A 13,500-nucleotide genomic window follows, 5' to 3' on the forward strand; every position below is an offset into this window, starting at 1 on the left:
CAAAATTCTTACATGGTGGTAAGGACATCGTGAGAAATGGCAAATTTAACCGATCCATCCACGCCTGAAAGCCGTGAATAACCGGAGCCGCCGCCCACATGTCCCTTCATCAATCTACAATGTCAAAGAGCGCACCAAAGTCAGAAGCGGACAACAAGCGACCCTCGAACTTTCGTGCGAGGACGTGCCGTCCTTGATATTGGCGACCGATCGTGGCGAGAACCGTAGGTCATCACCGCGTCGGTGGAGTGGCATCTAGGCGCGTCCGATGAGTCGGTCAATAGGAAAAATAGGATTTTGTCATATTTCTGAAAACCAACGGGAAAGGGAGGCTGAGCGCCCCCTTCCCCCCTTGTCAGGCCAGTGGCTCACCGACCCATGTTTCGGTATCGATCTGGGCCTGCGCATCCCTGGGGTAGCGTGGGCCGGACACTGCTTCGAACGTGAAGATCGCGTCCACCGCCGCGAACAGGTCATCGGACAGGTCGAGGGAGAGCGTCGCCAGATCCTCATCCAGATGGGCGATGCTGGTGGTTCCCGGAATCGGCACCACGAAATCCCGTCGAGCGAGCAGCCAGGCGAGGCAGAGCTGCGCCGCGGTGCAGCCGGCTTCGGCCGCCAGCGCCTTGAGCCGGGCGGCCAATGTCAGATTGGCTTCCAGATGCGGGGACTGGAATCGGGGCATGGCGCCGCGAATGTCCCCCTTCGGCACGCCCTGCGGTCCGACATTGCCGGCGAGCAGGCCACGGGCCAGCGGCGAGAAGGCCACGAAGGCCGCGCCCAGTTCCGCGCAGGCGTCCAGCACTGCCACTTCGGCATTGCGGGTCCATGGGGAATATTCGGTCTGCATCGCCGCGATCGGATGCACCGCATGGGCACGGCGCAGGGTGGCGGCGGACATTTCGGACAGGCCGATGGCGCCGATCTTCCCCGCCTCCACCGCGCGGGCGAGAGCGCCGACCGACTCCTCGATCGGCACCTTCGGATCGAGACGGTGGAGATAATAGAGGTCGATATGGTCGGTCTTCAGGCGACGGAGGGAATCTTCCAGAACCCGTACGATCGCGGCAGGCGAGCCGTCGAGGCCACGCCTGCCGTCAATCTCCGCCAGCACGCATTTGCTCGCCAGCGTGAATTCGGCCCGGCGGTGCATGATGGTGCGGCCAACCAGCTGCTCATTGGCGCCAAAGCCGTAAAGCGCCGCCGTATCGAAGAAGGTCACGCCGGCATCCAGCGCATGGAGCAGCACTCGCTCCGCCTGTTCCGGCTCGGGCCGGGGCAGATAGGCGTGGCTCAGATTCATACAGCCAAGGCCGATGGCCGAGACGCTGTAAGGTCCGATTTTCCGGGTGGCCAAAGCCTTACTCATACCAGAGCTTTCGTCATATCAGAGCGGCAATCCTACGTAATTTTCCGCGATCATGGTCTGCGCCGCGACCGAGGAAGCGATATAGTCGAGGTCGGCGACCTGCATCCGGCGGTCGAACGCGTCGTTTTCCGGGAAGCGGTGCATCAGCCTTGTCAGCTGCCAGGAAAAGCGTTCGGCCTTCCAGACACGGGCCAGCGCCTTGCCGGAATAGCCTGCGATCGCGTCATTGTCATGGCCCTTATAGTGCCGGACCAGCGCGTCGGAGAGATAATGCACGTCCGAGGCGGCGAGGTTGAGGCCCTTCGCCCCGGTCGGCGGCACGATATGGGCGCTGTCCCCGGCAAGCATCAGGCGGCCGTGGCGCATCGGTTCGAAGACGAAGCTGCGCAGCGGGGCGATGGATTTTTCGAGCGCCGGGCCGCGCGTCATATGGGCAGCGGCTTCAGGGCCGAGGCGGATCGCCAGTTCATTCCAGAGGCGGTCGTCGGGCCATACCTCCAGTTTCTCGTCGAGCGGCACCTGGATATAATAGCGGCTGCGGGTGGAGGAGCGCATCGAGGCCAGCGCGAAGCCGCGTTCGTGATTGGCGTAGACCAGTTCATGGTTGCAGGGCGGGACATCCGCGAGGATGCCGAGCCAGCCGAAGGGATAGATTTTCTCATAGGCCGTCGCCACCGACGCCGGGATCGCCCGGCGCGAGGGGCCGTGATAACCGTCGCAGCCGCAGATGAAATCGGCATCGATACGATGGGTGGCGCCGTCCTTGCCGTAGGTGAGCCACGGCGCATCACCATCCACGTCGAACAGGGCCACGTCGGCGGCTTCGTAGATGATGGGGAGACCGCGTTCGGGGGCGGCTGCCATCAGGTCGCGGGTAATTTCGGTCTGGCCATAGACCATGACATGCCTGCCGGTGAGCGCGGCAATGTCGATGCGGATCAGACGCTTCCCGTCGGCCAGGTGGAAGCCGTCATGCGGCAGGCCTTCGGCGTGCATCCGGGCGCCCAGACCCAGACGATCCATCAGGTCGGTGGTGGTGCGTTCCAGCACGCCGGCGCGGATGCGGCCCAATATATGATCGGGCGAGGCACGCTCGACGATGACGGTGTCGATCCCCTCGGCGCGCAGAAGGTGGCCGAGCAGCAGGCCGGCGGGACCGGCCCCGACGATGACGACCTGGGTTTTCATGGACAGTCCTCTCCGGCGGAATGCGGCTTTGCGCGGCATGATGCCGGGTTGCCGGTCGCAAGGACATGGGTGGAGCAACCGATTAGTTGGACGATCCAACGCGCCTTACCCCCTCCCGCAGGCGGGAGGGGGGTGAACGATCAGCCCATGTTCAGCACGACCGCCTGATCCCGCGCATCGCGCAGGCGGATATAGAGTTTGCCGTCCCTGGGCATGGGGACCGACAGGCTCGACCCGGTGAAGCCCTGCGCCACCACGGTCGGCTTGTCGAAGCCCGGCGCGCCGTCCACCGCGTCGATCAGAAACAGGTCGCGCCCCTTGATCGTGCAATCCTGCCCTTCGCAGCTGACGCCCTCTATATGCGGCAGGCGCGCCAGCGTCACCAGCGGCTGCCAGTCGCTGGGTCCGTCCTCCCGGAGCAGCCGGAAACGCAGCGGTCCGGAGACGGGCGCGAGGGCCGCCGGGTCCAGCGTCGCCACCATCACATCCGGGCCGGATAGCCGCATGCCCAACCTGACCGACTTCGCACCATCCGCAGAGGCGACCTCCAGCGCATCATCCGGCCGGAACGCCGCGCCCTGATCCGCCCGCACCGAAAAGACCAGCCGCCCATCGTCGGGCAGCAGATCATCGCCCGACAGTTGCAAGGGTCGCCCTTCGCTTGCCCCTTGCATAATGCTCTTGCTCAGCAGGGTCACGCGGGGTCGCGCTTCGTCAATGGTCGCGGCCAGACTGACGGTGCGCCCATCCTTCAGCCGTATCCGCGCGGTCGCCTGATCGCCGGGCTTCAGCGCCGCGCCATCGCCCCTGGCCACCAGCCGCAGCCGGTCCACCGACCCGTCACGCGCCAGCCCATCGGGTTGCAGGGTCATGCCCGACAGGTCGACGCCGGCGACCTGCTCCAGCCGCTGGCCCGACAGGATCGCGCTATTGTCCCCGGCATGCAGGCTGAGGCCGTCCAGCCGGCTCGCCTGCGCATAAGCCTTGAGCGGGATCAGGGAGGGTGCGGCGATGCCCTGATATTTCACCTCGACCTTGATGTCGCCCGGCCCGCGGTCACCAAGCGGCAGGGTGAGCGCCAGCCCGTCCGTCCCCTGCACCTTCCATGGCAGCGATTGCGGCGCGCCGTCGCCCTGCCGCAGCACCACGCCCTCGATACAGGCGGGCGCTTCGCCACTGAGCGTCAGCGCATTGTCGCGCCCGACGACCAGGGTGGGCACTTCGCCCGCCACCTTCCACGGCGCATCGCCGGGCAGTTGCAGGGCGAAATCCGGGCCGTCGAACCGCTCAAAACCCCAATCGCCGTAGAGATGGCCTTTCACCGTACCGCTGAAGGCGGCGGGCAGCGGGTCCGTGCTCTTCACGACATAGCCGCCGCGATCCGCGCGTGCTTCGACCGGCAGGTCGATCGTCTCGCCGGTCCCGGCGGTCAGCTTCACCATCATGTTCCGCGCATAGGCGGTCGAGTAGATGAGCGGCGCGCCCTCGACCGGCAGCACCACACCCGGCCGGGCGGCGCAGATGGGGCCGTTGGCGGCGCTGCGCAGGCGCGGCGGGCTGTCCGCCTCGATCGCGGGCATGCCGACGACCAGCACGGATTTGGGCTTCTGGAAGGACGGCGCCTTGTTCAGCAGCAGCGAGGCAGATTCGGCGCGCCGGATGCTGAGCGTCGGCAGATAGTCGAACTCCGGATTGCTGAACGCGCCGAAGATCCTGGCCACGTCGCGCACCACGCCGATATAGGGGCTGTAGAAACCATAGCCCGCCTCCCGCATGGAGCTGAGTTGCAACGCCAGGTCGGTCGGCGCCCCGGTCAGCGTTTCGGCGATGGAACTGCTGTGCACATCGGCCAGCACCAGCTGCTCGCGATTTTCGAGCAGGCAGCTCGCCTGAAGCTCTACCACTCGGGAAAGGCACTCGTCATTGAGCTTCATCGACAGGCTGCGCGCCAGCGCGGGGGCGACGGAGCGCAGATATTCGGGATGGGTGTTTTCCTGCGCGCGGATCGCAGCCATGAAGGCGTCGAGCCGCGAGCGGTCGAGCGAGGCCTGATTGAGTTCCTGCGTCGCGCGGATGAACTCGCCCGGCTTGCCGCGCACCGCGTCGACGATCGTGGCTTCGGCGCCGCCGGTGTCGGGGACCAGGAACAGCGTCATCTGCCGCGCGCCCTTGGGCACGGTGAGGGCAAGGCTGTTGTCCTTCGCCTTTTTCTTCCAGGTTTCGGCCGCCTTGATCCAGTCCTTGGGCGGCGGATTGGTCGCGCCGCGCAGGAAGGTCGAGAGCAGCAGGAAGCGCGTGCCCTGATCCTGGGGCAGATCAGCCTTGATGGATAGCTGGTCGCCTTCGGCAAGGCTGGGGACCTGGGCGATGGGCAGCACGTCCTTGCCGCGCGTAACCGTGATGCGCAGGCCCGGCCCACCCAGTTCGAACGGTGCCGGGTCGGCGGCGTGGGCCGCGCCGTTCAGCGCCATGGCGGCCACGCCGCAAGCCCAATGCAAGGTCTTCAGTCGGCTCGGCAGCGGCATAACGTCCCGGTATCTTCCTGTCAGCGAGACTCCGCTGTCCCACATCGCCTCCCCAATTCCAAGCGCAGGAGCGGCGCAACCGGCTTTGCGACGAAGGGGGGACGCTGCGGGACGAACGCCACAGGATTGGATGCTTTAACCGGGCCGGTCGACCATCAAGCAGGTCAGCCCTGCGGTTCGGGCAGGATCAGGGCGGCAAGGTCATGCAGGCTGGGCAGCACCGCCGCGACCAGTTGCAGTTCCGCCTCGGTCGGAGGCAGCAGATCCGGAATCATGATCGTCGCCATGCCCGCCGTCGCCGCGGAACGGACGCCTGCATGGCTGTCCTCCACCGCGACCGCGTCGATCGCCGCCACGCCGAGACGCTTCGCCGCGAGCAGATAGGGTTCGGGATGCGGCTTGGGCCGCTCGACATCGTTGCGCGTGACGACCGCGTCGAAATAATCCAGCAACCCGGCCTTTTCGAGGCGCCGGCTGGCATGGGGTTCCTCCGTGGAGGTGGCCACGGCCATCGGGATGCCCGCCGAGGCGAGCCGCGCCAGCACCGGCTCGACGCCGGGCCGCATCGGAATGACCGCCTCCAAAGCCGCCTCGAACAGCAGATCGCTGTCGGCGTAGAATTGCTCCAGCGGAAAGTCCGCGCCGAAATGTTCCACCAGCATGATCCGGTTCGCGTCCCGGTGAATGCCAACCATGGCGAGCTGCAATTCTGCCGAAAAGGGCCAGCCCAGCGCGGCGGCCGCCTCCGCCATGGTGCGGCGATGCTCCGCCTCCGTATCGAGCAACGTCCCGTCCATGTCGAAAACGACCGCGCGCACGGGATCGGGCAGGCGCCGGCGGAGGATAGCGGGTGCATCACGGGCAAGGATCGATGCTTTCATGGCTCCCATGTGGGACTTTGCCAGGCATTTGGCGAGTGCATTGTGCCTTCCCCTCGCGCCATTCCATGTTATGTAGTAAATACTTTATAATGAGCCATGCACCCATGGCAGGCATGAAAGGCGACAAGAGGATGGCGGGCAAGGTCAACGACGCAGTTCAGGAAACGCTGGACAGACTGGTTGCCGAGGGCAGGGAAATCGGCGTCCAGGTCTGCGCCTGGCTGGGCGAGGAACCAATCGTGGACTGCTGGTCCGGCATCGCCGACGCGCAAACCGGACGCCCGGTGGATGGCGACACGCTGTTCAATGTCTATTCCGTCACGAAAGCCGTGACCGCCACCGCGTTGCACATGCAGGTGGAGCGGGGCCTGATCGATTATGATGCGCCGGTCGCGGCCTACTGGCCCGAATTCGCGCAGGCGGGCAAGGGGAACGTCACCGTTCGCCATGTGCTGGGCCATGTATCGGGCGTGCTGCGCATGCCGCCCGACGTGACGCCGGAACTGATGACGAACTGGGACTGGATGTGCGCCCGGATCGCGGAAATGGAAGGGGTCTATCCGGCCGGTAGCCGGTCATCCTACCAATCCATGACCTTTGGCTGGCTGGTTGGCGAAGTGGTGCGCCGCACCGATCCCCGGCGCCGTCCCTTCGGCCAGTTCGTCCGCGAGGAAATCGCCGAGCCGCTGGGCGCGACCGACCTGTGGATGGGCATTCCCGCATCGGTCGAGCCCCGCATCGCCCGGCTGGACGATGTCGCCGTCTATGTCGCGCCCGACAATAACATGATGCGCGAGGCGCAGCCGCTGATCGTCGACCTGATGCCCGATCCGTTCGAACGGCCCTATGTCCGCCGCGCCTGCATTCCGGCGGTGGGCGGCATCTTCAATGCGCGGAGCGAAGCGCGTTTCTGGGCGATGCTCGCCAATGGCGGGCAGTTGAACGGCGTGCGCCTGCTTTCGGAGGAACGGGTGGCGAGCCTTGCCGCGCCCCGTCCCCATTTCGACGATGTCGACCCGGTCTTCTTCGGCATGAAGGTGCCGATCAGCTGGTCCGGATTCTGGCTGGGCGGCGCGGAGGCGCCGCCGGTATCCAGCCCGCGCAACATGCGCGCGCTCTGCCATCCCGGCATGGGCGGATCGATCGGCTGGGCCGATCCTGACCTGAAGCTCGCGGTCGCCTTCTGCCACAACCGGATGTTCGACACGGTCAATATCGATGAAGACAGCCGCACGATCATCGGCGATGTCATCCGGGGTGCCCTGTGACCGAAATGGTGAGCGACATGACCACCGACTATATCATCGTCGGCGGCGGTTCGGCCGGTTGCGTCCTGGCCGACCGGCTGTCGGCCGATCCAGCCAACAGCGTGTTGCTGCTTGAAGCCGGGCCGGAGGATCGCAACCCCTTCATCCACATGCCGCGCGGCGCTGCCCGGCTTTACACCGACCCCAGCCATGTCTGGTATTTCCAGACAGAGGCGCATGACGGCGTGCCTGCCGAAAGCTGGATCCGCGGCAAGATGCTGGGCGGCTCCTCCTCCATCAACGGCATGATGTATTTCCGCGGCCAGGCCGAGGATTATGATCATTGGGAAGAACTCGGCGCAAAAGGCTGGGGCTGGAACCGGATGGGCGCCGCCTTCCGCGCGATGGAGGGGCATGAGCTGGGCGGAGATGCGGTGCGTGGCGGTGACGGGCCGCTGCGCATTTCGGTGGAGCCGAACCGCGATCCGCTGTCGGAGGCTTTCATCGCCGCTGGCGAGCAGATGGGCGTGCCGCGCGTCGCGGACCTCAACCATTCGAGCCGGGCAGGCGTGGGCTATACCAATCGCACGATCTGGAAGGGGCGACGGCAAAGTGCCGCGCAGACCTTCCTGAAGCGCGCGCGCGGGCGCCCCAATCTGCGCATCGTGACCGGCGCCATGGTGGACAGGGTCCTCTTCAACGGCCGACGGGCCGTCGGCGTGCGCGCGATCGTCAATGGGGTGGCGCAGGACTTTCCGGGCGGGCGGGACATCATCCTGTCGGCCGGCGCGCTGATGTCGCCGCTGATCCTGCAGCGATCCGGCGTCGGCCCGGCGGCGCTGCTCCAATCGCTGGGCATCGGCGTCGTCGCCGACAGTCCGGGCGTGGGCCGGCATATGCTCGAACATCGGCTGCTCTCGATGGTCTATGACCTGAATACGCCGCACAGCCATAACCGCGAATTGCAGGGGCTGCGCCTCGTCGGCAATGTGCTGCGCTATTATCTAAGGCGCACCGGTCCGATGGCCGCGGGTTATGGCAGCGTGGGCGCCTTTGCGAAGGTTCTGCCCGAATCGGAAACGCCCGATATCGAAATCCTGCTTTCCCCCGCCGTGGCCGCGCCCGATGCGAAGGGCAATATGGTCACCGATCCGGCGCACAGCATCACCCTGTTCGGCTATCCGCTGCGTTCGCGCAGTGAAGGGGCGATACGGATCACCTCCGCCGATCCTGCGGCGCCGGCACATATCCGGGCAGGCTATCTGACCGATCCCTATGACTGCGCCGTCACCGTGGCGATGCATCGCTATCTGCGCGAATGGATGGCCCGCCCCGCATTGGCCCCCATGATCGCCGGCGAGCGGGAACCCACGCGCTCGCTCCATGGCGATGACGAGATACTGGCTGCCTTCCGCCAGATCGGCCAGGCCGGCTATCACGCCTGCGGCACCTGTCGCATGGGTGATTTCGACGATGCCGTGCTGGACGGGAAATTGCGCGTAAAGGGCGTCCACGGCTTGCGGGTGATGGACGGATCGATCATGCCGACTATGGTATCGGCCAACACCAACGGGCCGATCATGGCATCGGCCTGGAACGCCGCGGACATCATATTGGAGGGACGCAATCACTGAGATCATGAACAACGGGCACGCGGCGCCTGCCGATCCTGAAACGGTCGGCAATGACGCGCCCCGTGCCCGCCGCCGCCGCCGCACGCGCGAGGATGTCGTCCAGCGCATCCGCGACGCCGCGCGCCAGCTTTTCGCCGAGCGTGGCTATGGCGGCAGCACCACGCGCGAAATCGCCCGGCTGGCCGACGTCAGCGAGACATTGCTGTTCCGCTATTATGGCGACAAGGCGACCCTGTTCCGGGAAGTGGTGATCGCGCCCTTTCACCAGCTGATGGCGGAATTCGTCGCGCTGCACCCCGACCCGACCGCCGCCTTCCCCCGGCAGGCGGAAACCCGCCGGTTCACCCGCATGGTCTATGAACTGTTCGAGGGCAATGAAGAGATGTTCCGCGCTCTGCTGACCGGGCCGCGCCCGTCCGAGGGCGACGACCCGGCGCCCGGGCTGCGCGACCTTGCCCCCTTTTTCGATCAATCGGTGGATCAGGTACAGCGGCGTTACGCTTCGGCCGGAACGGAGCCGCCCTTCGATCTCAATATCGGCGTACGGCTGGGCTTTGGCATGATTGCCGCCAGCGTGATCCTGCGCGATGCCCTTTTCGCGGGCGATCCGCCCGACCGGGCCGCTCTGGTCGATGTGCTGGAACAGCTCATCGCGCAATCGCTGACCGGTCCCACGCTCGATTGACAGCCATGCCTTCGGCTCTTATGTAGTGATTGCTTCATAAGAGAGATTTCAGGCCATGGACACTGCCGTCAGGATTCAGGAATATGACGATCCGGATTACGATCCGTTCAGCGCCGACGACATCAATTTCGGCGACACGATCGACCCCTATCCGGAAATCGCGAAGTGGCGGGCGCGGGCGGCGGTGCTGGAAGGCGATTATCGCCCGAAAATGGGCCTTCAGTCGGCCATGTATCCCGACCGCAAGATGTTCACCGTGGTCGGCTCCGACGAAATCCTGACGGTCCTGACCGATACGGATCGCTTTTCGAATGCGGGATACAGGTTCAATATCGGCGCCACCTTCGGCCAGGGCAGCATCAGCACCATGGACAATCCGGAGCATGGCCGCTGGCGCAGGATCTTCCAGAAGATATTCCTGCCCCAATATGTGAAGAGCTGGGGCGACGCCATCGTCGATCCTGTCGTTCACAATCTGATGGACAGGTTCGTCAACGACGGCAAGGCGGACCTGATTGAGCAGTTCACCCTGCTCTACCCGTTCGAGGTCATCTACCATCAGCTGAATCTGCCTGAAGCGGACGTGCGTACATTTCAGCGTCTGGCGATCGGCCAGACCGACTATATGCACGCGGACAAGGCGCTGGAAGCATCGCGCAAGCTGGGCGAATATTTCACCGCGCTGGTGGAGGAACGCCGCGGGCAACCGGGCGACGATCTGGTCAGCCTGTTGGCCAATACGGAGGTCGACGGAGACTATCTGCCGGAACTGGTACTGATTTCCTTTCTGCGCCAGCTGATGAACGCGGCGGGCGACACCACCTATCGCGGCACCAGTGTGCTGCTGACCGCGCTGCTCCAGAACCCCGACCAGCTGGAGGCGATCCGCGCCGACCGCCAGCTCATCCCCCAGGCCATCGAGGAAGCGCTGCGCTGGGACGGCCCGGTCGCGGTCCAGTTGCGGATGGCCAGGGAAGATATGGTGCTGGGCGGCGTGGCAATCCCCGCCGGGTCGCTGCTGGACGTGGTAGCGGGCGCCGCGAACCGTGATCCGGCGATCTTCCCCGATCCCGACAGGTTCGACATCTTCCGCGATCGCAAGGCGCATTTCTCCTTCTCGCGCGGGCCGCATATCTGCGTGGGCCAGCATCTGGCGCGCGTGGAAATGACCCGCGCGCTGCACGCGGTGATGGACCATCTGCCGAACCTGCGCTTCGACCCGGACAAGCCGAAGCCGGAAATTCGCGGATCGATGATGCGCGTGCCGAGGCATCTTCACGTCCGCTTCGGGGATTGATCCTACGGGAGCGATCGCACCTGAGGACTGGATAGTCCCCGCGTCCTGCGCGGTTTGCGCTTAAAAAGATCATGGAGAGGAAAATGCAGAACATAGTCCCTGAGGATTTGGCGCGCCCCGATCATGTTCCGGCGGAACGGGTCCGCGATTTCAATCTGTACGACATTCCCGGATCAGCGGTGGATGTGCAGGCGGCCTATGCGCAGTTCCAGCAGAATGCGCCCGACATCTTCTGGACGCCGCATAATGGCGGCCATTGGGTCGCGACGCGCGGCGAGGACATTTTGGCCATGCAACGCGACTATCATCATTTTTCGCACCAGCATATTCTGCTGCCGCCGATGCCGATCGGAACGCCGCGTCAAATTCCACTGGAAATCGACCCACCCGAACATGCCCGTTATCGCCGGCCGCTGATGCAGGCGCTGATGCCCGCGATCGTCGCTGAGCTGGAATCGACCGTCCGCAGGGTCGCGATCGAGGCGATCGAGCGGGTGTTGCCCAAGGGCGAATGCGAATTCATCGAGGCGTTCGCGAAGGTCCTGCCCATTCACGTTTTCCTGGAGTTGGTGAATCTGCCGGTTTCCGACAAGGCGGTCCTGCTTCCGCTGGCGGAGGATTCAGTGCGCGGGCGCGACGCGGAGACGCGGTGGCGGGCGCATGAGGAAATGGGCGCCTATCTTCTCGACAAGGTTCGCGCGCGCCGGGACGATCCGGGCGACGATCTTCTGAGCAAGCTGGTCAATGTCGATCTGGGCGACGGCCGCATTTCCGAAGAGGAGGCCGTCGAATATGCGACGCTGGTGCTGTTCGGCGGGCTTGATACGGTTGCGGGGATGATCGGCTTCATCGCCCGTTTCCTGGCGCTCAATCCGGGCCATCGCCGGCAACTGGTTTCGCGGCTGGATGACGATGCCTTCATGAAACATGCGATCGAGGAATTGATCCGGCGCCACGGCCTGGCCAACACGGCGCGTTTCATCACCGAAGATTTCGATTATAAGGGCGTTGCTTTCCGTCAGGGTGATCGAATCCTGCCCGCGAACCTTTTCGTCGGCATTGACGACCGCCTGAACGACGATCCGCTGGTGGTCGACTTCAACCGCGAAAAGCCTGTTCATGCGGCCTTCGGCAACGGCGCCCATGCCTGTCCCGGCGCGGTGCTGGCGCGGCGGGAAATCCGGATATTCCTGGAGGAATGGCTGAGCCGCATCCCCGATTTCCATATCAGCCCCGGTACGCAGCCGGTGCTGGCGACCGGCCTGGTGAACGGGGTGCTGCGGCTGGAGCTGTGCTGGCCCTGACCGGAGCAGGCGGGCATCGGGCGTGCAGAAAATACGCCGTTTAATCCTCCGCGAAACGGCGGTCATAGGCGGCCTGGCGCCGTGCGATCTGCTGGCGCCGCTGCTCGGCCGAAATCCGGACGACGCCGGGCGGCAAGGCGCCGTCCAGTTCGGCCAGCCTGACCTTGCAGCTTTCGATCGACGGCGGCGGCGCGTGGGGATCGGGAAAGCCCTGCCAGCGGTGCAGGATAAGCACATCATGCAATCCGCACGGGTCCAGCCAATTATGTACGCCCGGATCGGCCAATGACAGCACATAGGTGAAGCGGCCATCGGCATCCGGCGCCATCTGCGCATTGTTGAGGCTGATCTGATTGTCGCGATTGGGCAGGCTGCGCAGCCACAGGTCATGCAACACGATGTCGCGATAGGTCGCCCCCGCCGCATTGGCGGTGATGATCACCGCATCCTCATCGGTCAACGTGAAATGGCCCAGACTGCCCTGTTGCGTCAACAGGCCACCGACCGATCCCGCCCCTTCGGGCATGGTCATCATCTGCGGTCCATTGAAGAACAGGCGCTGCGCATAATAAGCGTAGAAGACGTCCGACAATATGTTGCGGATCGCCGTCGATGCCAGTTCATCCTCGCTCAGCGGAGCGCGCGTGGGCGGATCGAGCCGTCGCACGCGCAGGGCATCGGGCTGCTGCGCCTCCCAATCCCCCATCGAATCGCGGATGAAAAGATAGAGCGTCCCTTCGGGGATCGTCAGATGGTTGGGACGCCCATCGCCGGGCGTTCCATCCAGGGTGAGGCAATAGCTGCCATCCGCCGCAATATCCATGTCCTGCTGTTCAAGCGAGGCGAGAGTCGCTGACGTCGTGCTGTTGCCGACGAGCTGGAAGGTGACATAGGTGGACGGCTGGGTCTGGCGCTGCCCCGTCACCTCATAACGTCCGCCCGCCCCGATCGGGATGATGCGATAGGCGTTGTCGGGATTGTCGCCGCCCCATTTCGACCCGGGCACCCTATGCCCCAGCCATTGCGCGCCTTCGCTGTAGACGCGCAGCACGCGCGGATAATGGCCGTCGGTATTGGCCGCGACCAGCGTGCATTTGAAGCAATAATCCGACACATGACCGTCAAACAGCGCCATCTGGTCCGCAGGCATCAGCCGGTCGGCTACCCTTCGCCACATGGTTTCGGCCTTTTCCCTGGCGGCACGGACATCGGCACGATCGAACAGGCGCATGGCCAGCTGTTCCAGGTCGCGCTGATCCACATTGGCGACGGGATTGGTGGAGGACAGGAAATAATCGCCGGTATCGAGGGGCATCGAATCTCTCTCCATTGGCCGTGGGCGACGGCCCCTTCCAGCCATGACGGGCCGC

The 13,500-nt window shown here is 64.8% G+C and carries 10 protein-coding genes; 5 read left to right on the forward strand and 5 right to left on the reverse strand.

Going from position 1 to position 13,500, the window contains the following annotated elements; genetic code table 11:
- Positions 1-355: 355 nt before the first annotated feature.
- The 4 genes from RUH75_RS17575 to RUH75_RS17590 form a co-directional block, all read right to left on the reverse strand.
- A complete protein-coding gene (locus RUH75_RS17575) occupies positions 356-1,369 on the reverse strand; it encodes an aldo/keto reductase (RefSeq protein ID WP_313808449.1) in 1,014 nt (337 codons plus the stop codon).
- An 18-nt stretch (positions 1,370-1,387) separates the two neighbouring features.
- Positions 1,388-2,557 (reverse strand): 4-hydroxybenzoate 3-monooxygenase, encoded by a 1,170-nt coding sequence (gene pobA, locus RUH75_RS17580; protein WP_313808451.1) that lies wholly within the window; start codon positions 2,555-2,557, stop codon positions 1,388-1,390.
- A gap of 140 nt (positions 2,558-2,697) precedes the next feature.
- Positions 2,698-5,082: a hypothetical protein gene (locus tag RUH75_RS17585; RefSeq protein WP_313808453.1), complete on the reverse strand. Its 2,385-nt coding sequence runs from the start codon at positions 5,080-5,082 to the stop codon at positions 2,698-2,700.
- A 164-nt stretch (positions 5,083-5,246) separates the two neighbouring features.
- Positions 5,247-5,963 carry an HAD family phosphatase gene (locus RUH75_RS17590; RefSeq protein ID WP_313808455.1) on the reverse strand — a complete coding sequence of 239 codons (717 nt, stop codon included), beginning with the start codon at positions 5,961-5,963 and terminating at the stop codon, positions 5,247-5,249.
- 104 nt (positions 5,964-6,067) lie between these two features.
- Here RUH75_RS17590 and RUH75_RS17595 point away from each other — a divergent pair, with 104 nt between their 5' ends.
- The 5 genes from RUH75_RS17595 to RUH75_RS17615 all read left to right on the forward strand — a co-directional run bounded on the left by RUH75_RS17595 (position 6,068) and on the right by RUH75_RS17615 (position 12,130).
- Positions 6,068-7,231 (forward strand): serine hydrolase domain-containing protein, encoded by a 1,164-nt coding sequence (locus tag RUH75_RS17595; protein WP_313808457.1) that lies wholly within the window; start codon positions 6,068-6,070, stop codon positions 7,229-7,231.
- Between the two features lie 5 nt (positions 7,232-7,236).
- Complete coding sequence (locus RUH75_RS17600) at positions 7,237-8,844, forward strand: GMC family oxidoreductase N-terminal domain-containing protein (protein WP_313808481.1); 1,608 nt, start codon at positions 7,237-7,239, stop codon at positions 8,842-8,844.
- A 4-nt stretch (positions 8,845-8,848) separates the two neighbouring features.
- On the forward strand, positions 8,849-9,529 hold the full coding sequence (locus tag RUH75_RS17605) for a helix-turn-helix domain-containing protein (RefSeq protein WP_313808459.1): 681 nt from the start codon (positions 8,849-8,851) through the stop codon (positions 9,527-9,529).
- Positions 9,530-9,584: 55 nt separating this feature from the next.
- On the forward strand, positions 9,585-10,826 hold the full coding sequence (locus tag RUH75_RS17610; protein ID WP_313808460.1) for a cytochrome P450: 1,242 nt from the start codon (positions 9,585-9,587) through the stop codon (positions 10,824-10,826).
- A gap of 83 nt (positions 10,827-10,909) precedes the next feature.
- On the forward strand, positions 10,910-12,130 hold the full coding sequence (locus RUH75_RS17615; RefSeq protein WP_313808461.1) for a cytochrome P450: 1,221 nt from the start codon (positions 10,910-10,912) through the stop codon (positions 12,128-12,130).
- Between the two features lie 40 nt (positions 12,131-12,170).
- Here RUH75_RS17615 and RUH75_RS17620 read toward each other — a convergent pair whose 3' ends face one another.
- Positions 12,171-13,445, reverse strand: a complete 1,275-nt coding sequence (locus tag RUH75_RS17620; protein WP_313808462.1) for a hypothetical protein — start codon at positions 13,443-13,445, stop codon at positions 12,171-12,173.
- Between the last annotated feature and the right edge of the window lie 55 nt (positions 13,446-13,500).

Source organism: Sphingobium sp., from assembly GCF_032153725.1.
In the GTDB taxonomy this organism is placed as follows: Bacteria; Pseudomonadota; Alphaproteobacteria; order Sphingomonadales; family Sphingomonadaceae; genus Sphingobium.

Coding starts and splice junctions, on each gene's coding strand:
- RUH75_RS17575 (WP_313808449.1), bottom strand. CDS start 1,369: ATGAGTAAGGCTTTGGCCACCCGGAAAATCGGACCTTACAGCGTCTCG.
- RUH75_RS17605 (WP_313808459.1), top strand. CDS start 8,849: ATGAACAACGGGCACGCGGCGCCTGCCGATCCTGAAACGGTCGGCAAT.
- RUH75_RS17620 (WP_313808462.1), bottom strand. CDS start 13,445: ATGCCCCTCGATACCGGCGATTATTTCCTGTCCTCCACCAATCCCGTC.
- RUH75_RS17610 (WP_313808460.1), top strand. CDS start 9,585: ATGGACACTGCCGTCAGGATTCAGGAATATGACGATCCGGATTACGAT.
- RUH75_RS17615 (WP_313808461.1), top strand. CDS start 10,910: ATGCAGAACATAGTCCCTGAGGATTTGGCGCGCCCCGATCATGTTCCG.
- RUH75_RS17585 (WP_313808453.1), bottom strand. CDS start 5,082: ATGCCGCTGCCGAGCCGACTGAAGACCTTGCATTGGGCTTGCGGCGTG.
- RUH75_RS17590 (WP_313808455.1), bottom strand. CDS start 5,963: ATGAAAGCATCGATCCTTGCCCGTGATGCACCCGCTATCCTCCGCCGG.
- pobA (WP_313808451.1), bottom strand. CDS start 2,557: ATGAAAACCCAGGTCGTCATCGTCGGGGCCGGTCCCGCCGGCCTGCTG.
- RUH75_RS17600 (WP_313808481.1), top strand. CDS start 7,237: ATGGTGAGCGACATGACCACCGACTATATCATCGTCGGCGGCGGTTCG.
- RUH75_RS17595 (WP_313808457.1), top strand. CDS start 6,068: ATGGCAGGCATGAAAGGCGACAAGAGGATGGCGGGCAAGGTCAACGAC.